At 59.8% G+C, this 17,587-nt stretch carries 20 protein-coding genes; 6 read left to right on the plus strand and 14 right to left on the minus strand.

Annotation, left to right across the window (positions count from 1 at the left end; translation table 11 throughout):
• Positions 1-253 precede the first annotated feature (253 nt).
• On the minus strand, positions 254-1,888 hold the full coding sequence (gene groL, locus NW844_RS03115; RefSeq protein ID WP_414333388.1) for a chaperonin GroEL: 1,635 nt from the start codon (positions 1,886-1,888) through the stop codon (positions 254-256).
• 98 nt (positions 1,889-1,986) lie between these two features.
• Positions 1,987-2,298, minus strand: coding sequence for a co-chaperone GroES (gene groES / locus NW844_RS03120; protein WP_011433225.1), 312 nt, complete (start codon positions 2,296-2,298; stop codon positions 1,987-1,989).
• Between the two features lie 248 nt (positions 2,299-2,546).
• On the opposite strand from groES, the gene NW844_RS03125 reads away from it, so the two are divergent.
• Positions 2,547-3,359, plus strand: coding sequence for a PhzF family phenazine biosynthesis protein (locus NW844_RS03125; RefSeq protein ID WP_414333390.1), 813 nt, complete (start codon positions 2,547-2,549; stop codon positions 3,357-3,359).
• A gap of 55 nt (positions 3,360-3,414) precedes the next feature.
• Here the strand turns inward: NW844_RS03125 and NW844_RS03130 are convergent, their stop codons facing one another.
• Positions 3,415-4,398, minus strand: a complete 984-nt coding sequence (locus tag NW844_RS03130) for an apocytochrome f (protein ID WP_414333392.1) — start codon at positions 4,396-4,398, stop codon at positions 3,415-3,417.
• A gap of 250 nt (positions 4,399-4,648) precedes the next feature.
• On the minus strand, positions 4,649-5,167 hold the full coding sequence (locus NW844_RS03135; protein ID WP_414333394.1) for a cytochrome b6-f complex iron-sulfur subunit: 519 nt from the start codon (positions 5,165-5,167) through the stop codon (positions 4,649-4,651).
• Positions 5,168-5,320: 153 nt separating this feature from the next.
• Here NW844_RS03135 and NW844_RS03140 point away from each other — a divergent pair, with 153 nt between their 5' ends.
• Positions 5,321-5,638: a DUF3067 family protein gene (locus NW844_RS03140; protein ID WP_414333396.1), complete on the plus strand. Its 318-nt coding sequence runs from the start codon at positions 5,321-5,323 to the stop codon at positions 5,636-5,638.
• Between the two features lie 3 nt (positions 5,639-5,641).
• On the opposite strand, the gene NW844_RS03145 is transcribed toward NW844_RS03140, so the two are convergent.
• From NW844_RS03145 to NW844_RS03160, 4 genes are all read right to left on the minus strand, one after another.
• Entirely contained in the window at positions 5,642-6,988 is a 1,347-nt protein-coding gene (locus NW844_RS03145; protein ID WP_414333397.1) for a hypothetical protein, read from the minus strand.
• 232 nt (positions 6,989-7,220) lie between these two features.
• Positions 7,221-7,733, minus strand: coding sequence for a tetratricopeptide repeat protein (locus NW844_RS03150; RefSeq protein ID WP_414333399.1), 513 nt, complete (start codon positions 7,731-7,733; stop codon positions 7,221-7,223).
• 16 nt (positions 7,734-7,749) lie between these two features.
• Positions 7,750-8,304: a phycobiliprotein lyase gene (locus NW844_RS03155; protein ID WP_414333401.1), complete on the minus strand. Its 555-nt coding sequence runs from the start codon at positions 8,302-8,304 to the stop codon at positions 7,750-7,752.
• Between the two features lie 164 nt (positions 8,305-8,468).
• Positions 8,469-9,770 carry a S41 family peptidase gene (locus NW844_RS03160; protein WP_414333403.1) on the minus strand — a complete coding sequence of 434 codons (1,302 nt, stop codon included), beginning with the start codon at positions 9,768-9,770 and terminating at the stop codon, positions 8,469-8,471.
• A gap of 189 nt (positions 9,771-9,959) precedes the next feature.
• On the opposite strand from NW844_RS03160, the gene petB reads away from it, so the two are divergent.
• The 3 genes from petB (at position 9,960) to leuB (ending at position 12,493) form a co-directional block, all read left to right on the plus strand.
• The gene (petB, locus tag NW844_RS03165) at positions 9,960-10,607 is read left to right on the plus strand and encodes a cytochrome b6 (protein WP_414333405.1); all 648 of its coding nucleotides are present in this window, start codon (positions 9,960-9,962) and stop codon (positions 10,605-10,607) included.
• Positions 10,608-10,682: 75 nt separating this feature from the next.
• The gene (gene petD / locus NW844_RS03170; RefSeq protein WP_414333407.1) at positions 10,683-11,195 is read left to right on the plus strand and encodes a cytochrome b6-f complex subunit IV; all 513 of its coding nucleotides are present in this window, start codon (positions 10,683-10,685) and stop codon (positions 11,193-11,195) included.
• A 188-nt stretch (positions 11,196-11,383) separates the two neighbouring features.
• Positions 11,384-12,493: a 3-isopropylmalate dehydrogenase gene (gene leuB, locus NW844_RS03175; RefSeq protein WP_414333409.1), complete on the plus strand. Its 1,110-nt coding sequence runs from the start codon at positions 11,384-11,386 to the stop codon at positions 12,491-12,493.
• 59 nt (positions 12,494-12,552) lie between these two features.
• On the opposite strand, the gene dusB is transcribed toward leuB, so the two are convergent.
• From dusB to rnz, 5 genes are all read right to left on the minus strand, one after another.
• Positions 12,553-13,632 (minus strand): tRNA dihydrouridine synthase DusB, encoded by a 1,080-nt coding sequence (dusB, locus tag NW844_RS03180; protein ID WP_414333411.1) that lies wholly within the window; start codon positions 13,630-13,632, stop codon positions 12,553-12,555.
• 27 nt (positions 13,633-13,659) lie between these two features.
• Positions 13,660-13,875: a 30S ribosomal protein S18 gene (gene rpsR, locus NW844_RS03185; protein ID WP_414333413.1), complete on the minus strand. Its 216-nt coding sequence runs from the start codon at positions 13,873-13,875 to the stop codon at positions 13,660-13,662.
• Between the two features lie 29 nt (positions 13,876-13,904).
• Positions 13,905-14,099, minus strand: coding sequence for a 50S ribosomal protein L33 (gene rpmG / locus NW844_RS03190; RefSeq protein WP_011430486.1), 195 nt, complete (start codon positions 14,097-14,099; stop codon positions 13,905-13,907).
• A gap of 90 nt (positions 14,100-14,189) precedes the next feature.
• Positions 14,190-15,062, minus strand: coding sequence for an RDD family protein (locus tag NW844_RS03195; protein ID WP_414333415.1), 873 nt, complete (start codon positions 15,060-15,062; stop codon positions 14,190-14,192).
• A 47-nt stretch (positions 15,063-15,109) separates the two neighbouring features.
• Positions 15,110-16,066 (minus strand): ribonuclease Z, encoded by a 957-nt coding sequence (rnz, locus tag NW844_RS03200; RefSeq protein ID WP_414333432.1) that lies wholly within the window; start codon positions 16,064-16,066, stop codon positions 15,110-15,112.
• Between the two features lie 141 nt (positions 16,067-16,207).
• Here rnz and NW844_RS03205 point away from each other — a divergent pair, with 141 nt between their 5' ends.
• Positions 16,208-16,564, plus strand: a complete 357-nt coding sequence (locus NW844_RS03205) for a HesB/IscA family protein (protein ID WP_414333417.1) — start codon at positions 16,208-16,210, stop codon at positions 16,562-16,564.
• On the opposite strand, the gene NW844_RS03210 is transcribed toward NW844_RS03205, so the two are convergent.
• Positions 16,565-17,587: ATP-binding protein (locus NW844_RS03210; RefSeq protein WP_414333419.1), on the minus strand; the 1,023-nt coding region annotated here is incomplete at its 5' end.

The raw sequence follows: 17,587 nt of genomic DNA on the forward strand, positions 1-17,587 counted from the left end.
TCCCTCACCCCCAGCCCCTCTCCCTCAGGGAGAGGGGAGTAGGGTTCCCTCGCTGTTCGACTGCCAGTAGCGCCCTCGCACGGCCTCTATCCAATTTGGAACCGTCCTCTAACATCCACCTCAAAACCTAAGAAGGGATCCCGCTAAGGGGGATCCCGAAAGATCTATCCTATTCAGGGCAGTGGACTACGAACCGGCGAGGCAGTAGGTTTTCTGATGAGTGGAGAAACCTCACCCTGCCCTCGCCAGAGGATTAGTAGTCGTAGTCACCCATGCCGCTGCCGCTGCTGGCCGGCGTGTTGGTTTTGGGCTCGGGCTTGTCCACCACGATCGCTTCGGTGGTGAGCACCATGCTGGCAATCGAGGCAGCGTTTTGCAGAGCAGAACGGGTCACTTTGGCCGGGTCAACGATACCCGCTTCAAACATGTCCACATAGGCGTCGTTCTGGGCATCGTAACCCACCGTGAAGGGTTTCTCTTTCACCCGCTCCAGCACGATCGAGCCGTTCTGGCCGGCGTTCTCGGCAATGCGGCGCAGCGGAGCGCCCAGCGCACGGGCAACCAGGTTGGCCCCCACCAGCTCATCGCCGGACAGGTTGGCCTGCGCCCACTCGGTGACCACCGGCATCAGGTGCGCCAGGGTAGTGCCGCCGCCCGGGACGATCCCTTCTTCCACCGCCGCTTTGGTGGCGTTGATGGCGTCCTCCAGGCGCAGCTTGCGATCCTTCATCTCGGTTTCGGTGGCCGCGCCCACTTTGATCACCGCCACACCGCCGGAGAGCTTGGCCAGGCGCTCCTGCAGTTTTTCTTTGTCGTAGGTGGAATCGGTTTCTTCAATTTGGCGACGGATTTGCTCGCAGCGGGCTTTGACGGCCGCTTCGTTGCCTTCCGCCACGATGGTGGTGTGGTCTTTGGTTACCGTGACGCGACGGGCCGAGCCGAAGGAGTCGAGACGGGCGTTCTCCAGCTTCAGGCCGCGTTCTTCGCTGATGACCTCACCGCCGGTGAGGATGGCGATGTCTTCCAGCATGGCCTTGCGGCGATCCCCAAAGCCAGGCGCTTTCACCGCTACCACGCTCAGCACGCCCCGCAGCTTGTTTACCACCAGGGTGGCCAGGGCTTCTTTCTCGATGTCTTCGGCGATGATCAGCAGCGGACGACCGGCGCGGGCCACTTGCTCCAGAACCGGCACCAGGTCTTGCACCAGGGTGATTTTCTTATCGGTAATCAGGATGTAGGGGTTTTCCAGAACCGCCTCCATCCGCTCCGTGTCGGTGACGAAGTAGGGAGAGATGTAGCCTTTGTCAAAGCGCATCCCCTCCGTCACTTCCAGCTCGGTGGTCATGGACTTGCCTTCTTCCAGGGAGATCACCCCTTCGCGGCCCACTTTGTCCATGGCCTCGGCAATCATGCGGCCCACTTCCTCATCGTTGCCGGCGGAAATGGACGCTACTTGGGCAATGGCTTTGGAGTCTTCCACTGGGCGGGCATGTTCGGCGATCTTGTCCACCAGGAACTTCACCGCCTTGTCAATGCCGCGCTTGAGGGCAATCGGGTTGGCGCCGGCGGCTACGTTTTTCAGCCCTTCTTTAACCATGGCATGGGCCAAGACGGTGGCGGTGGTGGTGCCGTCACCAGCCGTGTCGTTGGTCTTGGAAGCCGCCTGACGGATCAGGGAGACGCCGGTGTTTTCAATGTGGTCTTCCAGCTCGATTTCTTTGGCGATGGTTACCCCATCGTTGATGATTTGGGGCGCGCCAAATTTTTTCTCCAGTACAACGTTGCGCCCTTTGGGGCCAAGAGTAACGGCTACTGCTTCTGCCAATACATCCATGCCGTGCTCAAGGGCGCGACGAGCGTCTTCGCTGAAAATGATCGATTTGGCCATAGTTAACCTCTGACGTACAAACGCCGGTAAGGGTGAAACAAAGACTCAACGGCTCGACTGCTGAATTGCAGTTGAGTTGCTACCGAAGCACTGATGAATTACTGAACAATGGCGAGAATGTCCCGCTCGGCCAGCAGCACATATTCATCGCTGCCCAGCTTCACTTCTGTGCCGGCGTACTTGGAGTAGAGCACTTTATCGCCGGCCTTCAGTTCCATCGGGATCAACTTGCCCTCGTCATTGCGCTTGCCGGGGCCGACAGCGACCACCTCCCCCACTTGGGGTTTTTCTTTGGCAGTGTCGGGCAAAAAGATGCCGCCTGCGGTTTTCTCGTCCTGCTGGGCAATTTTGACCAGCACGCGGTCGCCCAGCGGCTTCAGGGTAGAGACGTTCAGAGCTACTGCAGCCATGACAATTTTCCTCCGTGATCCGAAAGCACGAAGCTGAAGGGTTTAACTTATGAGTCGAGACCTTAAGCTTGTGCAAATCGAGGTTTTAGCACTCTCGACTTACGAGTGCTAGTTTATCAGCCAACTTTCTGGCCTGACAATAGCCCCTGTGGGCGGGATCCCGCTTTTGGGCAGGTACGGTTGGGTACGGATCTCTCTACTTCTGGGCCTGTTGTGGGATCATGGCCTGAGGGGGGTGGAGCAAGCAGGTGCGGATCCCGTTGTTTCAAGTGGATGCCTTTACGGCGGTGCCTTTTGGGGGCAACCCGGCGGCGGTGTGTTTGCTGCCCCAGGAGCTGCCGGCAGCTTTGATGCAAGCGATTGCGGCGGAGAACAATTTGTCGGAGACGGCTTTTTTGCTGCCCCAGGGATCCCTGGGCGCTGTTCCCCACTATGGGCTGCGCTGGTTTACTCCGACGACGGAAGTGGATCTCTGTGGCCATGCCACCTTGGCCGGTGCCTATGTGCTCTTGACCGGGGTGCACCCGGAAGCTCAGGAGGTGGCCTTTTCCACCCGCAGTGGCCGGTTGTCGGTGCGGCGGCAGGGGGAGCGGCTGGCGATGGATTTTCCCGCCCAGGCTCCCCAGCCCTGGCCGGAAGCGCAAGAGCAGGTGGCAGCGGCTTTGGGGATCCCACCTGTAGATCTGTGCCGCGGAGGCATGGGTATGGCGGTGCTGGCTTCGGCCCAGCAGGTGCAGCAGGTGCAGCCGGATTGGGCCCAGGTTCAGGCGCTCCCCGTTTCCGGCTTGATCGTCACCGCCTCTGGGGAGGATCTGAAGGATGGGCCGGATTTCGTCTGCCGCGTTTTCGCCCCCCAGTTGGGGATCGTGGAGGATCCGGTGACGGGATCTGCCCAGTGTCTTTTGATGCCCTATTGGTCGAGGCGCCTGGGCCGGGCTGAGCTCAAAGCCCGCCAGCTCTCGACGCGGGGAGGCGAGCTGTGGTGCCGCGATCTCGGCCCTCGTGTGGAGATTGCCGGCCAAGCGGTGTTGGTGATTGTGGGAGAGCTGCGGATCCCCTAGAAAAAAGCACCCCGGCTGGTTCCGGGGTGGTGGAAAAAGTATGGGAACGGTTGGGCTAGCCCAAAAGTTCTGCCGCCTGAATGAGTTCCACTTGCTTTTTCTTGAGCACCAGCAGGAGCTGGGTGATGGCCACCGCTGCCAGGAAGGCCACCAGCCATTTCACCCGATCCGGGCTTTGCAACACCAGATCCCGCTCTGCTTGGCCAAAGCCGCCCACGTTGGGGTTGTTGGTGACCGGATCCCCCTCTTGGACGCTGTCGCCCACGTTAACCACCAACTCCGGCCCCGGCGGCACTACCAAGTTTTGGATCCCGTTTTCGGTCTCGAAACTGAGCACCCGCGTGCCCGGCAACTCGTATTCGGGCGGCACTAGGGCGGCCAGCTCAGCTGGCAGGTCGCTGAGATCCGACTCGACGGTGGCAATGCTGGCCAGGCGACCGGTGGCGGGAGCGCGGAAGACGTTGTTGTTGCTGAGGCTGCCGTCGGGGTTGATCTGGCCACGACCGCGGTTGGCGCCGACATAGACCCGATATTTCATGAAGGCCACCGAGGGATCCTCTTTCGGGTCAGGCGCTACCACCGGGAAGACGATTTCCTGGTGTTGCTCGCCGGGCAAAGGGCCCACCAGAAGGATGTTGGGCTTCTCGTCGCTGTAGGGGGTGATGTAGGTCTCGGCGGTTTCCTGCCGCTGTTCCTCGGTCATCTCCTCTTCGGTAGCCAAACGGAAGCCCTCCGGCAACACCACCACAGCACCCACATTCAGCCCGCCTTTGCTGCCATCCCCCAGCACCTGCTGTTTGCTCAGGTCATAAGGGATCCCGACCTTGATGGTGAACACCTGGCCAGGGGTAACCGCCTGCGGCACTTCGGCACGGGCGGGCATGGCGTTCAGGTGGCAGTTGGCGCAGACAATTTTTCCGGTGGCCTCGCGGGGGTTGTCGTAGGCCATCTGGGCGTAATAAGGGTAGGCTGCCGCCGGACGGGATCCCATCCCCAGCAACAGCAGCAGCGCACACACGGCTAAGCAAATTCGCTTCATAAGTCCAGCTCAGAATGGATTGCAATCACAGTTTTGGAACACAATTGGGGAAGAGCGATCTCGATCATTCGCCCCACCTCGCTCGGCAGAAGCTGACCTAACCACAAGCGGCTCACCTCGCCATCGGGATCCTGACTCACCGTTTTAAAAGGACTCCATCCCGCTGGCACGACCGGGAATTCAGTTAACCTCAGTTAACAGTTGAACCCAATTGCCGCCGTAGAGCTGTCGGGATCCCTTGCTCCTTCAGCTAGGCCTCGCGGAAATCGGGGCCTTGCCAGGGGCTGAAGCGAACGTTGTCGCCATCCACTGTGGCGCTCACCAGCTCCAGCGAGCGGGGAGCCGGCCCCCGGATCACCTTGCCGTTGGCCGCGTACTGGGATCCGTGGCAAGGGCACTTAAACAAGTTTTCTCCCACATTCCAGGGCACCACACAGCCGAGGTGGGTGCAAACAGCATTGAGGCCGTAATTGGCCACCGCCCCGTTGTCGATCACGATATAGGTGGGATCCCCCTTTAAGCCTTGGGCCAGCACCCGATCCGTGGCGGCATGGGTGGCCAACAGTTCACTGACGCTGATGGGCTTGCCGAGGGCGTCCTGAGCGATGAGGCCCTCACCCCCTCCCCCGGACGAGGGCGGAATAAAATACTTCACCACCGGGTAGAGGGCGCCCACCACCACCACTCCCACCGAGCCACTGAGCAGGGCATTCAGAAAAACCCGCCGGCTCATGGGGGGGGCTTCAAAGTTGCTAACCGCTTCCGTCATAATGGCAAATGCAGACCTGAGAAGTTTTAACGTTCGTTGACAAGCGACACCATCCTAACCGACCCCTTTGGCCAATATCGTTAAGAAATGCAACGGTGAACCCAAGGCCTTCAGCCTACCCGGCAACATTGAAGCCAGTCTCAAGCCAGTGCGATGACGGGATCCGACTTTCAAGCTTTGCTGCAAGACAAGTGGGGCTGCTCCTACGACGTGCAGTTGCGGCGTATCCAGCAAAAGGTGGTGTTGCTGGTGATGTGGCGCTACCTGGAGCAGCCCTCTTTTCCCTTGAGCGAGGCCGAGTACCTGGCCCACTTGGAGAAGGTGATGGCCCATTTACAGGCTTGGGGGGTGTGGGAAACCGTGCGCCGCGAAATCGAAGCCACCCGTCAGAGGCCTCGCATGGGCAAAGCGGTGGCCATTCCTCTAGATTTGCAAAAGGTGGGGGAGCGGGCCTCCGAGTGGTTGCTGTAAGTCCTAGAGGGGACGCTGCTTGCGCACTGGTTCGGTTTCGGGGCGATCCTCCTGAGCTTCTGATTCCAGTTCCAGCAGCGTGCGGAATGCCGGCTCGTCCAGACGGTAGTCCCGCTGCTCGATCAGATCTCGGTCGGTCGAGTAAATGGTGTCGGACTCGGACACAACTTCCTGACGGCGGAAGCGGCGGGCAAAGTTGAGTTTGCGCAGCAGCGCCTCTGTGGGACGCTTCAGTTGCTCTCGCCAAAGCTGCCGGATGCGATTGCGCCGCTCCACCCCTTGATTGCGAATTTGCAAGGCCAGCCAGCGAACGGCAGGCACGGCCAAAAACAGCGTGCCGTAGAGGAAGAGGAATCCAATCAGCGGGTAGATAAACGCCAAAAAGGCGTTGCTGCCGGCGGCGGCGGCCACCTCTTCCCGCGCTCCGTAGAGAATGGCGGCCAGAAAGAAATTGAGCACCCCCAATCCCCCCGCCAGGGTCAGTTGACCAGGTGTAGCCCGGCTAAACACCCAGGGTTTCTCTTGCAACACTTCAGGGATCCCCTTGGGCTGGCGCTCTGAGGCGGCCACCTGCAGCTCCGGGAAGCGGTAGACGATATCCCCGTCGTCGCTCACCTCCGGCTGACCGTCGAACTTGAGCAAAATCGGCAGCATGTAGTCTTCATACTCCAGGGCCGGGGATCCCGGCTCCACATCCAGATAGGGCAACACCTGCTCTGCTGTGATCACCCCTCCATTGGCGCGAATCAGTTGGCCGATGAGGGCATAGCGCTCCTCCTCTAGGTTGGCATTGGGATCCCCATCCCCAAACAGGAAGCTGTACACCGCCTCCAAAAAGTTCATCTCTGCTTGTTCCTGGCGGGGGCGCGCCCGACCGGAATAGTCCCTGTAGTAGTAGGGATAGGGATCCCAGAAGGGGTTGCCAACCCAAAGGTTGGGAAAGTAGTAAAACCCTATCCCCCGCGACCGGCTGCGATTGTCCTCCTCGCGGCTACTGGCCATCTGCAGAGCAATCAAGGCCAAAACGATCAAAACAATCGACACCACCAGCAGGATGCCAAAGGAGATGCGCAGCCCATAGAGAAAGCCCCCCCACAGCTTGCGACGCAGGGCGGCAAGCCGATCCTGCTGCTCTTTGCGCTTGAGAATGCTGCGAAAATCAGGCGGGAAAACGTAGGCGATCTCCCCCTGCCGGGAAACTTGCAGATGCCCCTCCGCCTTTTGGGCCAAATTCAGCAGCTCTTGTTTGGCCTCGTGTAAAGATAGGCCCGTGCTGGAGGCAATATCTCCCAGAGTGACCCGCAGGCCCAACTGTTCTACTGCGTCCATCACCAATGTTTGGGTAGCCACTCTTAACCTCCGCTTTTCGCCAAGACGCGCCGGGGAGCCTATCGGAACCCTTGACCCCGATCCGCTCCCGCATCGATCTATTTCCAGTATCTCCCCTCAACTCCGCGGCGGCGAGGGTCGTTGTTCCTCCCGCCAGCTTTTAACTGGGATCCCCATGAGGTGCCCTGCTGTTTTCTCCACAGCTTGCCGACCTGCCGCAACCTAAGCTTGGGGGAGTCTTATGTACCCCCATCTAGGGCAGCCAGGCCATCACGGCCAGCAGGGCAGAGAGGATCCCGATTAACGCCCAGGTGAGCGGCTTTGTATCCAACGGGGGAGCGGCTTCGCGAGGATCAAGGGAATCGCCAGATTTGGGGGAAGAGCCCTTGCGCTGAGATTGCCCATAGTCCAAGCGGTACGCCGGGGGGTCAGCTTCCTCGAGCCGGCTGAGATCGGGAATTTCGCTCAACCACTCCGCCGGACGCCGCAGACGGGGAGCTTGCCAGATGCCCAAAACATAGCGAGCCTGCTGGGCAACTTCTGGATCCGGGTTGCGCAGCAGGGTTTGGGCCAACCGGATGGCCTCCTGCGTTTCGCCAAGGGCTTCTTGGGCCAGGGCCTGCCAGAGCCGTAGCTTGCCCGACTGTGGGTAGCGGCTTTGGGCCTGCTTTATCTGTTCCAGCGCCTGCCGATAGTCTCCTCGCTCGAACTTCGACTGGATCAGGGCCAGGTGCTGGGTCAATCCCAGGTTTTCGGGAAGGGCCATCTTCGGGCTCCGCAGGCTAGGTCAGCTTCTGTTCTACTCCAAACCCCACCAGCAACAGCTCCTGCAAAGGCTGACCTTGAGGGGGGCGTCGGTAGGTGAGGATCTGCCGCAGGCGCAGACGAGGATTGAGTAGGGTGATGGTATCTACGGCAACCACGCGCGTGTAGGTGGTGGTCATCACCAGTTGCAGGGATCCAGGATCGAACCGGAAAACCGCCACCATCGGGCGATCTTCCTCATAGGCCCGATCCCGCAGATAGTCTCCCTCCAGACCCAGGGAGGTTTCTTGCCGAGGGACAAACAGCATGTTCAGCTCTTGCCCGGCCTCCTCCCCCGTTTCGGAAACCGTCTCAAAAGCCAAGTGAAAGCCCAAAAAACCATCCACGTTGTGGTTGGGGTAGTTGTTGTCGGCCAGCACCTTGTGCTTCAGCTCAGGGGTGAGGGTGCGAATGGTGAACTCGGTGCGGGAGCGCTCCACCTCGCCACGGTCTAGGTAATGGTAGGTGCGCTCGGTGCGCCAAGCCCCGATGCAGCAGTTGAAAAAGTGGTGGAATTGTTGGATGGCGTTCATGCAGGCGGGAGCGGACAAAGTCAGAGATCGACGCCGGAGCCGAGAAGTGGCCCAGGCAACTCTGCTCCCGATCCTAAAACGAATCGAAAACAAACAGGAGTCCCCATCCCGAATGCCAAAGATTGAGATCTCCACGGGGTGGAGACCTGGAACGCAATCCCCTCCTAGCGGCCTTGTGCCACCGGGATCCCCTGGGGCTGCCCCAACAGCTCCAGGGCTCGCTGAAGCTGGATGTCCTCCGGCCCGGCCAGGGTTTCTGCCGTTAGGGGAACGGATCCCTCCCCCACCACCACATCCGGCTGGATCCCCTGGTGATGGATGTTATGGCCGCTGGGGGTGAGGTACTTGGCCGTCGTCACCGCCAGCCCAGAGCCATCTGCCAGCTCCAGCAGGGATTGGATCAGCCCCTTGCCAAAGGTGCGCGTTCCCACCAGTCGGGCTCGCCCACTGTCCTGAAGTGCCCCGGCCAACACTTCACTGGCACTGGCGCTGCCCTGGTTCACCAAGACCACCAGCGGCGCCTCTGTGAGCACCTCGCCGGTGGCGGGAATGCTGTCTTGAATGCCGTGGCGATCCGTCACCAGCACGATGTCGCCCTTGGGGATCCAGAAGCGGGCGATCTCGATGGCCGCCTGTAAGAGTCCCCCTGGGTTGTTGCGCAAGTCGAGAATGTAGCCCCGCACCCCCTGAGCTTCAGCGGCCCGAATGGCTTGACGAACCTGAGCGGCAGCATTGCCGTTGAACTGGCTGAGGCGAATGTAGGCCACCGTTCCCTGAGGCAGCTCAAAAAAACGGGTGCGCACGGGGTTGATGGTGATCGACTGGCGCACCAGCTCCACCTCCCAAACGCGATCCTGCCGCTTCAGCTTCAGAGTAACCGGCGTGCCGCTGCGCCCCCGCAGCCGTTCGGCCACTTCGTCTAAGCTCAGCCCTGCCACCGGCACCCCATCCACGGCCAAAATCTCGTCCTGAGGTTGAATCCCGGCCTGCTCGGCAGGAGTGCCTTCCATAGGCGCAATTACCCGCACCGAGCCCTGCTCGTCGATGGCGATCTGCAAACCGACACCGCTCAGCTCCCCGGCTGTAGAGGTCTGCAAGCTAAGGTAGTGCTCTTTGTCCAGAAAGCGGGTAAAAGGATCCCCCAGCGTCGCCAACATCTCCTCAATAGCGCGGTAGGTCTCTTGCCGATCCTTCAGGGGCCGGGAGAGAAACCGTTGCCGCACCTGCCACCAGTTTTGCCCGTTAAACCCCGGATCTACATAGGCTCGATCCACATAGGCCCAGGCCTGCGCCAGCAGTTGCTGCTCTTCTCCCCAGCGACTGGCCTGAACTGGACAGGCATCCATGCCCAAACTCGCCCAGAGCAAACACCCCAGCAGAACAATGCGGATGCCCCAGGCCAACCTTGCTCGGATCCCCCACCATCTCCGATGGAGCCCTGTGTGTCTCAGCTTCTGCACAACCATCTATCCTAAAAAAAGTTAAGAAATGTGAACAAAACACAGCATTGAAAAGTCGTCTGGCCTGTCGGGATCGAGATCTGGCTCCCAAAGCTGAGCCTTGCGTCAGGATGGTGTTAAAGAATTGTGTTAGATTGCTGAGTGGAGCAGGCCTGCCCTGCCCTCAAGATCCACTTTTCAAAAACTGCAGGCATCATGAGCAAAGTTTACGACTGGTTGGACGAGCGGCTGGAGATTACGCCTTTCGTCGACGACGCAACTGGGAAATTCATTCCGCCTCACGTTAACATCTTCTACTGCCTTGGCGGGGTGACGCTGGTGTGCTTCCTTATTCAGTTTGCCACCGGCTTCGCCATGACCTTCTACTACCGTCCGACGGTGGCCGAGGCCTTTGAGTCGGTCAACTACATCATGACCCAGGTCAACTTCGGCTGGCTGCTGCGCTCCATCCATCGCTGGAGCGCCTCCATGATGGTGTTGATGATGATCCTACACACCTTCCGGGTTTATCTGACAGGAGGGTTCAAGAAGCCTCGCGAGCTGACCTGGGTGACCGGTGTGATCTTGGCGGTGCTGACAGTTTCTTTTGGCGTTACCGGCTACTCCCTGCCCTGGGATCAGGTGGGCTACTGGGCAGTCAAGATCGTCTCCGGTGTGCCCAGTGCGATTCCGGTGGTGGGTGACTTGTTGGTGCAGCTTATCCGTGGCGGCGAAGCTGTCGGCCAAGCGACTCTGACTCGCTTCTACAGCTTGCATACTTTTGTGTTACCCTGGCTGGCTGCGGTCTTCATGACCATGCACTTTCTGATGATCCGCCGCCAAGGGATTTCTGGGCCTTTGTGAGCAAAGTTTGTCTCTTGGCTCCGCAAACGGTGACCCTTTAGCTTCTGGTTCAGGATTTTTGCAAGGAGAACTCTCATGGCTATCTCAAAGCAGGTCATAGCGACTGAGGCCATTACCCGCAAAGTTGACCTAGACAACCCCAAGGTTGTAGCCAAGCTGAAGAAAAACATGGGCCATATGACCTATGGTGAGCCTGCTTGGCCCAACGATTTGCTTTTTATGTTTCCGGTGGTGATCCTGGGTACCATCGGTCTAATCGTCGGCCTGGCGGTCATGGATCCCGCAGGGGTGGGCGAGCCGGCGGATCCCTTTGCCACACCGCTGGAAATTCTGCCGGAATGGTATCTCTACCCCGCTTTTCACATTTTGCGTATTGCTCCCAACAAGTTGTTGGGGATTGCTCTGATGTCTGCTATTCCTGTCGGTCTTTTGTTTGTGCCCTTCATCGAAAACGTCAACAAGTTCCAAAATCCGCTGCGCCGCCCGGTGGCGACGACGGTGTTTTTGATCGGCACCTTGGTTACCCTCTACCTGGGTATCGGTGCCACTTTGCCCTTGGATAAGTGGGTCACCTTGGGCTTGTTCTAGAGCTTTAGCTTGAGGGTTTGCTCATCATTATTGTTATAGGGTGCAGCAGGTCAGTGGCCAGGCTGCACCTTATATCATCCCTGGAGAGAGCTTTTTGGGGGAGTTCTCCACAAACCTGTGTGCCAAGGGATGGCTGAGCCCGCCGAAATGGTAGTATTTCTACGCCATTGTCTTCAGCTTGACTGCTCATGAGCGCCGCAACTGCTCGAACCTATCGGATCACGGCCCTAGCCGGCGATGGGATTGGCCCAGAAATCATGCGGGTGGGGCGGGCTGTCTTGGATGCGGTTGCTGCCCAGATGGGGTTTTCCATTCAGTGGCAGGAGGGTCTGATCGGCGGGGCGGCCTATGAGGAAACGGGGGATCCCTTGCCGCCAGAAACCCTGAAAATGGCCCAGGAGAGCGACGCCGTCTATCTGGCAGCGGTTGGCGACTTTAAGTACGACACCCTGCCTCCTGAGAAACGCCCAGAACGGGCTTTGTTGGGCTTGCGGGCCGGCCTGGGGCTCTTTGCCAACTTGCGCCCGGTGAAAGTCTTCCCCCAACTGGTGGCGGCCTCTTCCCTGAAGCCGGAGGTTATCGCGGGGATCGACCTGGTGGTGGTACGCGAGCTAACAGGGGGCATCTACTTTGGTCAACCCAAAGGGATCTTCACAGATGCCAAGGGATCCCGGCGCGGCGTGAACACCATGGTCTACAGCGAGGCCGAGGTCGATCGCATCGCTCGTGTGGCCTTCGAACTGGCGCGCAAGCGGCGGCGCAAGCTCTGCTCGGTGGACAAGGCCAATGTCCTGGAGGTATCGCAACTGTGGCGGGAGCGGGTCAATGCCATGGCGGCTGAGTACCCCGACGTGGAACTTTCCCACCTCTACATCGACAATGCTGCTATGCAGTTGGTGCGCTGGCCCAAGCAGTTCGACGTCATCCTCACCGGCAATCTCTTCGGCGATATCCTGTCCGACGAGGCGGCAATGCTGACCGGCTCTATTGGTATGCTGCCCTCGGCCTCCTTGGGATCCTCCGGCCCTGGGGTGTACGAGCCGGTACACGGGTCGGCTCCCGATATTGCCGGACAAGACAAAGCCAACCCCATTGCCCAGGTGCTCTCCGGCGCTCTGCTGCTGCGTTACTCCCTGGAACAGCCGCAAGCTGCCGACCGCATCGAACAGGCGGTAGAGGCCGTTTTGGCACAGGGTTACCGCACCCCAGATATCTATTCCGAGGGAACAACCTTAGTGGGTTGCCGGGAAATGGGAGACAAACTGGTGGCAGCTCTGTCCCAGCAGCAGGCGTCGTAGCCTTGCAAGCAAGATTGAGATGCTTTACCCCCTCCCCCAAAAGGAGAGGGGAACTACGCCTAACCCGCCTCAGGAAGAAGGTCGATCCCCTCAGTCGTTTCAAGCGCCTCTTCCGGTCGAGAGGTTGTTTCTTGGCAGCGCTCCATAGCTTGCAAAAGCAGGGTTTCCCCTTCTTGCAAGGTTTCGATGCGACAGAGAAGGGCGCGGAATTGAGAAGCCCCCACAAAATCTTTGATGTACCAAGTCATGTGCTTGCGGGCCTGTCGGATGCCACGTTCCCCCTTACACTCCCAGAGGCCCCGCAAGTGTTCTAAAGCCATTTGAATCCGCTCCAGGGGGGTAGGAGCTGGTCTTTCTTGGCCGGTTTTCAGGAAGTAATCGATTTGCCCCACCAGGAAGGGATAGCCCATGGTGCCGCGGGAGCACATCACCCCATCGGCGCCAGTTTCCTCCAGACACTTTACCGCCGCCGCTGGTGAGAAAATATCCCCGTTGGCAATTACCGGAATGCGCAGATGCTCTTTGACACGGCGAATCCAATCCCAACGGGCTTTGCCGTTGAACCCCTGAGCCCGTGTCCGGCCATGCAAAGTCAGCAATTGCGCTCCGGCCTCCTGCAGCCGGTGGGCAAAATCCAGAATGTTGATCTCCTGATCCGACCAACCCAGGCGAGTTTTCACTGTAACAGGTACGGGCACGGCTTTGGCCACCGCTTCCACAATCCGGGCTGCCGTGTCCGGCTCCCGCAGCAGGGCAGAGCCGCCGCCGTTTTTGGTGATCTTGTTCACAGGGCAGCCCATGTTGATATCTACCAAGGTCGCCCCCTCATCCACCGCCATACGGGCTGCTTCCGCCAAAAAGTGGGGTCGGCAGTCGAACAACTGAATGCCGATGGGCTGCTCCCCCTCCCCCACTTCCATAATGCGGGGTAGCTCGCGGGCATAGTGCAAGCCGGTCGCGTTCACCATTTCGGTGTAGACCAGGCTTTGCGGGGCAAAGCGGCGTACCAGCCCCCGAAACACTTTGTCGGTTACTCCCGACAGGGGTGCCTGAAAGACGCGACTAAAAATCTTCACCCCGCCAATCTCAAGGGGTTGGGCCATTCGAGCTTGCAATTGCGGCGAAAGCTGCAGGCTCATCGGGATCCGGAGAAAGCAACCAGCAACTTATCCTTCTTTGTTGACAAAGTAAAGTAGGCCCATGATGCGCGCCCGTTTGATGGCGGCGGACAGCTCCCGCTGCTGCTTGGCGGTCAGGCCGGTGATGCGGCGGGGCAGGATCTTGCCTCGCTCGGTTACAAATTTCTTGAGCAGCTCAACATCGGTGTATTTGATCGGCTCTCCCGGCTTGATGGGAGACAGGCGGCGACGAGCGTAAACCATAGGTCAGGGGAACGGTAAAGCGGCTTGAACTACTTGATCTCTTTATGGACGGTGTGGCGGTTGCACTTGGGGCAGAATTTCTTCAGCTCCAAGCGGGCCGTGGTGTTACGGCGATTTTTGGTGGTGGTGTAGCGGTTCACCCCTGGAGAACGCTTATTGACGTTGGTGCGGCACTCCGTACACTCCAGGGTAATGATGATGCGAGCACCCTTTGCTTTGGCCATGACGGATCCCAAGGTGGAGGAAGTAAAAGCACTTGGGAACCCCCAACCCCAGGGGTTGAGGCTGGAGATGGGTTCACCTCGTAAGCGCGATCACCAATTATCCAACTTTTCTTTGACGGAATCAACCCAGTTTTTGACTTGCTTGCCGGTTTGTTGTCTTAGGCTGCGGGTGTTCCGATCCACGTCCTTGCTCAGGCGCTGCATCTGCTGGGAAAGATCGCGCACTGCCTCATTGCGTTGGGCTTGGCGCAACAGCTCGCGAGCGGCGGACTTGACGTCCTCGGCGGCGTCCCCCTCCAGGATGTCCTGCAGCAACCGCAGGGCTTTTTCATCCAGGTGGTAGCCCTGCTCCGATTCCACCACCAGGGTGCGCCCGGCCCGGTCGTGGATGCTCTGGCGTTTTTCCTTGTCGAAGAGGGCGAACAGGCCATCGGCCGCCAGGGGCACCAGCAGGGCTTCCGTGAGCACAAATAGGGAGAGCACCCCCTCGCGGGCCAGGGAGCGAACCAGGTGGGGCGGTGCCTCGGTTTCGGGATCCAAGGTTTTGAGGTTCAGCAGCCATTTGCCAAGGCTTTGGCCAGCGGGGCGGGATTGGAAGTAGCCGCGGTTCACCAGCCAGGTGGCGAAGAAGGCGATGTAGCCGGTCATGTCCACGGCGCCCGCATCGGCTCCCACCAGAGAAGCCAAGCCCTGCGCCAGGTAGGAGACCCCCAGCCCCAGCCCAAAATCCAGGGCAAAGGCCCCGATCCGTTTGCCCCAGGGGGCCAGTTTGGGCAGGTTTTCCTCGGCCTGGGGCGAGCTGGCTGCTTGGGAAGCCGGTCGCTCTGCTTGTACAGGAGGCAGGGAGGTTGCCGGGGGCAAGGCGCTGAAAGCTTGCCACTCGCTGGCGTTTTGATCCAGTTGCTCGGTTTTGGGCCGCTCTGGAAATGGAGGCCGTTCAGGATAGGGTCTGGGATCCGTCATCGCAGGTTGAGGCTGTCAGTCCTATCATTCTAGCTAGCAAGGCGGGTCTAGACCCCCACCGGCAGGGGAGCAGGGCTGCGGCGCGGGATCGCGTAGGTCATCCGATCCCGGGCCAGAATTGTGTTGGGAAAAATCGCTTGAGCTTCCGCCAGCAAGTCTTCTAGGGTGATGGGAGCTTCGGGGGTGTAGCGGGGACTGAAGTGGGTGAGGATGAGGGTCTGGGCCTTGGCTTCGGCGGCCACCCGCGCAGCCATGGCGGCAGTGGAGTGCTTGGCGCGCTGAGCCAGTTCGCGATCCGCTTCGGCGTAGGTGGCCTCGTGGATGACCAGGTCAGCAGCACGGGAGAGATCGACGGCGTTGCGGCAGAAGATGGTGTCGGTGCAGTAGGAGAACTTGCGCCCTGGGATGGGATCCCCCACATAATCTCGCCCGTGGAAGTGGCGGCCCTGCCAGAAGATGGATTGCCCGGCCTTGAGCTGGCCGTAGAGGGGGCCGGGCGGGATCCCGTCGGCCTGAGCCTTGGCCACGTCGAAAGTGCCTGGCCGATCCTGTTCCACCACGCGGTAGCCGAAGGCGGGCACCCGGTGATCCAGGGGCGCGCAAAAAACCCAATATTCTGGATCCTGAAGAATGAGACCTGTTTCTACGGTGTGAACCCGGAAGGAATAGGGGATCCGCGTCTCGCTGTAGCGCAGCACCGCCTTCAGGTACTCTTCCAGGCCGGGGGGGCCGTAGATGTCGATGTGTTGGGGGGTACTGCCCAGGCCACAGGAGGCCAACAGCCCCGGCAGGCCGTAGATGTGATCCCCGTGCATGTGGGTGATGAAAATGCGGCGCAACTGGCTGGGGCGCAGCTCGTCCAGCCGCAACAGTTGGTGTTGGGTGCCCTCGCCACAATCAAACAGCCACCATTCCGACCGCTGCGGAAACTGCACCGCCACGCCAGAGACATTGCGCTGGCGGGTGGGCATGCCGGAGCTGGTGCCCAAGAAGGTAACACGAATGGCGTTGGGATCCGTCACAAGGGCAGAACGGTAAAGTTGAAGGAATGGGATCCCTAGCTTATCAACTGTTCCTGCCGCGCGCAGGGAAAAGGCGGCCCAAAACCCTTGTTAGGATGAAAAGTAAGTGTCAGCTTTCCCGCCATGATCACCTTGACCGAGAGCGCCATCCAAGAGCTAAAACGCCTGCGCAGCAAGTACGAGAAGGAGGGATCCCAGCCCATCCTGCGGCTGGGGGTCAAGCCCAGCGGCTGCTCTGGCCTCTCTTACGTGATGAACTTCGAGCCCCAGGCCAACCCTGATGACCATACCTTTGACTTTGGCGATATTCGGGTGGCAGTGGATCCCTTGAGCATGACTTTGATCCAGGGCCTTACCGTCGACTTTTCCGAGGATCTGTTGGGGGGCGGTTTCAAATTCAAGAACCCCAACGCGGTGGCTAGCTGTGGCTGCGGCACTTCCTTTGCCACCGCCGAAACTGCCGCTGCCGTCGGCCATTGATCACATCCTGCCGGACAACTCTAGGCTGGGTAGGCGGAGTACAAAACACGTCCACCCGTCCTCGCTGCTGACTCGAACGTGGCCCTTGAGATGCTCCACCCACTGCTTCACCAAAGCCAACCCCAGGCCGCTACCTGGCTGGGCCCAGGGATCCGCAGTGGGCACGCGGTAGAAGCGCTCGAAGAGGCGGGGCAGATGTTCCGGCTCGATCTGAGCCGTGTTGGCGATCTTAAACTCAACCCCTTCAGGGATTGGCTGAACCTCTAGACGGATCGTGCCACCTGGCTGGGTAAACTTGCAGGCGTTGTCCAGCAGTTCTTTGAGGATCTGGGTCAGGAGCTGCGGATGGCTGTAAAACCGCCAGGGGGAGGGGGGCAGATCCCCCACCTGCAGCGTGAGGGAGCGGGCCTGGGTGCATTGCTGCGCCGACTCGATCAAGCTGTGCCAGAGGTGGGGCAGGTCAATAGCTGCAACGGCAGAGCCCAGGTCTTTCCCTTCCAGGCCCTGCAGATCCAATAGGCGGTTGATGAGCTGGATTTCGGCCTCGCACTCCTGCAGGGCAATGTCCCGGTATTGCCGCTGCTTCTCGTTGATGGGGGTGCGGCCCAGGAGTTCCAGGGCTAGCTTGATCTTGGTCAAAGGCGTGCGCAGCTCGTGGGAGACCGTGGCCAGAAAGTGGTCTTTGAGGCGGTTGAGCTGCTCCAGATCTGCCACCTGGCAGGCCAGTTGGGCGGTGCGCTCCTGCACCTTGGCTTCCAGTTCCTGGTTAATCTGCTGCAGACGGCGCTGGGCCTGGTTGGCTTGCAGCAAGTGGCGCAGCCGCCGCTTCAAAACCGACCAGTGGATGGGCTTGGGGATGTAGTCGCTGGCACCGGCGGCAAAGGCCTCACTGACAAAGGCTTCGTCTTCTAAAGCTGTGAGGATTAAAATCGGCATGTCGGGGTTTTGGGCGTGGAGGCGACGGCAGCACTCAAACCCATCCAGATCCGGCATCACCGCATCCAGGAGCACCATGTCCGGCTG

The organism is Synechococcus sp. H55.2 (genome assembly GCF_047462495.1).
Lineage (GTDB): Bacteria > Cyanobacteriota > Cyanobacteriia > Thermostichales > Thermostichaceae > Thermostichus.

Excerpts from the sequence above, each read along its gene's own strand:
- petD (WP_414333407.1), top strand. The coding sequence starts at position 10,683 with ATGGCTATCTCAAAGCAGGTCATAGCGACTGAGGCCATTACCCGCAAA.
- rpsR (WP_414333413.1), bottom strand. The coding sequence starts at position 13,875 with ATGGTTTACGCTCGTCGCCGCCTGTCTCCCATCAAGCCGGGAGAGCCG.
- groL (WP_414333388.1), bottom strand. The coding sequence starts at position 1,888 with ATGGCCAAATCGATCATTTTCAGCGAAGACGCTCGTCGCGCCCTTGAG.
- leuB (WP_414333409.1), top strand. The coding sequence starts at position 11,384 with ATGAGCGCCGCAACTGCTCGAACCTATCGGATCACGGCCCTAGCCGGC.
- NW844_RS03205 (WP_414333417.1), top strand. The coding sequence starts at position 16,208 with ATGATCACCTTGACCGAGAGCGCCATCCAAGAGCTAAAACGCCTGCGC.
- rpmG (WP_011430486.1), bottom strand. The coding sequence starts at position 14,099 with ATGGCCAAAGCAAAGGGTGCTCGCATCATCATTACCCTGGAGTGTACG.
- NW844_RS03160 (WP_414333403.1), bottom strand. The coding sequence starts at position 9,770 with ATGGTTGTGCAGAAGCTGAGACACACAGGGCTCCATCGGAGATGGTGG.
- NW844_RS03135 (WP_414333394.1), bottom strand. The coding sequence starts at position 5,167 with ATGACGGAAGCGGTTAGCAACTTTGAAGCCCCCCCCATGAGCCGGCGG.
- NW844_RS03155 (WP_414333401.1), bottom strand. The coding sequence starts at position 8,304 with ATGAACGCCATCCAACAATTCCACCACTTTTTCAACTGCTGCATCGGG.
- NW844_RS03150 (WP_414333399.1), bottom strand. The coding sequence starts at position 7,733 with ATGGCCCTTCCCGAAAACCTGGGATTGACCCAGCACCTGGCCCTGATC.
- NW844_RS03195 (WP_414333415.1), bottom strand. The coding sequence starts at position 15,062 with ATGACGGATCCCAGACCCTATCCTGAACGGCCTCCATTTCCAGAGCGG.
- petB (WP_414333405.1), top strand. The coding sequence starts at position 9,960 with ATGAGCAAAGTTTACGACTGGTTGGACGAGCGGCTGGAGATTACGCCT.
- NW844_RS03140 (WP_414333396.1), top strand. The coding sequence starts at position 5,321 with ATGACGGGATCCGACTTTCAAGCTTTGCTGCAAGACAAGTGGGGCTGC.
- dusB (WP_414333411.1), bottom strand. The coding sequence starts at position 13,632 with ATGAGCCTGCAGCTTTCGCCGCAATTGCAAGCTCGAATGGCCCAACCC.
- NW844_RS03130 (WP_414333392.1), bottom strand. The coding sequence starts at position 4,398 with ATGAAGCGAATTTGCTTAGCCGTGTGTGCGCTGCTGCTGTTGCTGGGG.
- groES (WP_011433225.1), bottom strand. The coding sequence starts at position 2,298 with ATGGCTGCAGTAGCTCTGAACGTCTCTACCCTGAAGCCGCTGGGCGAC.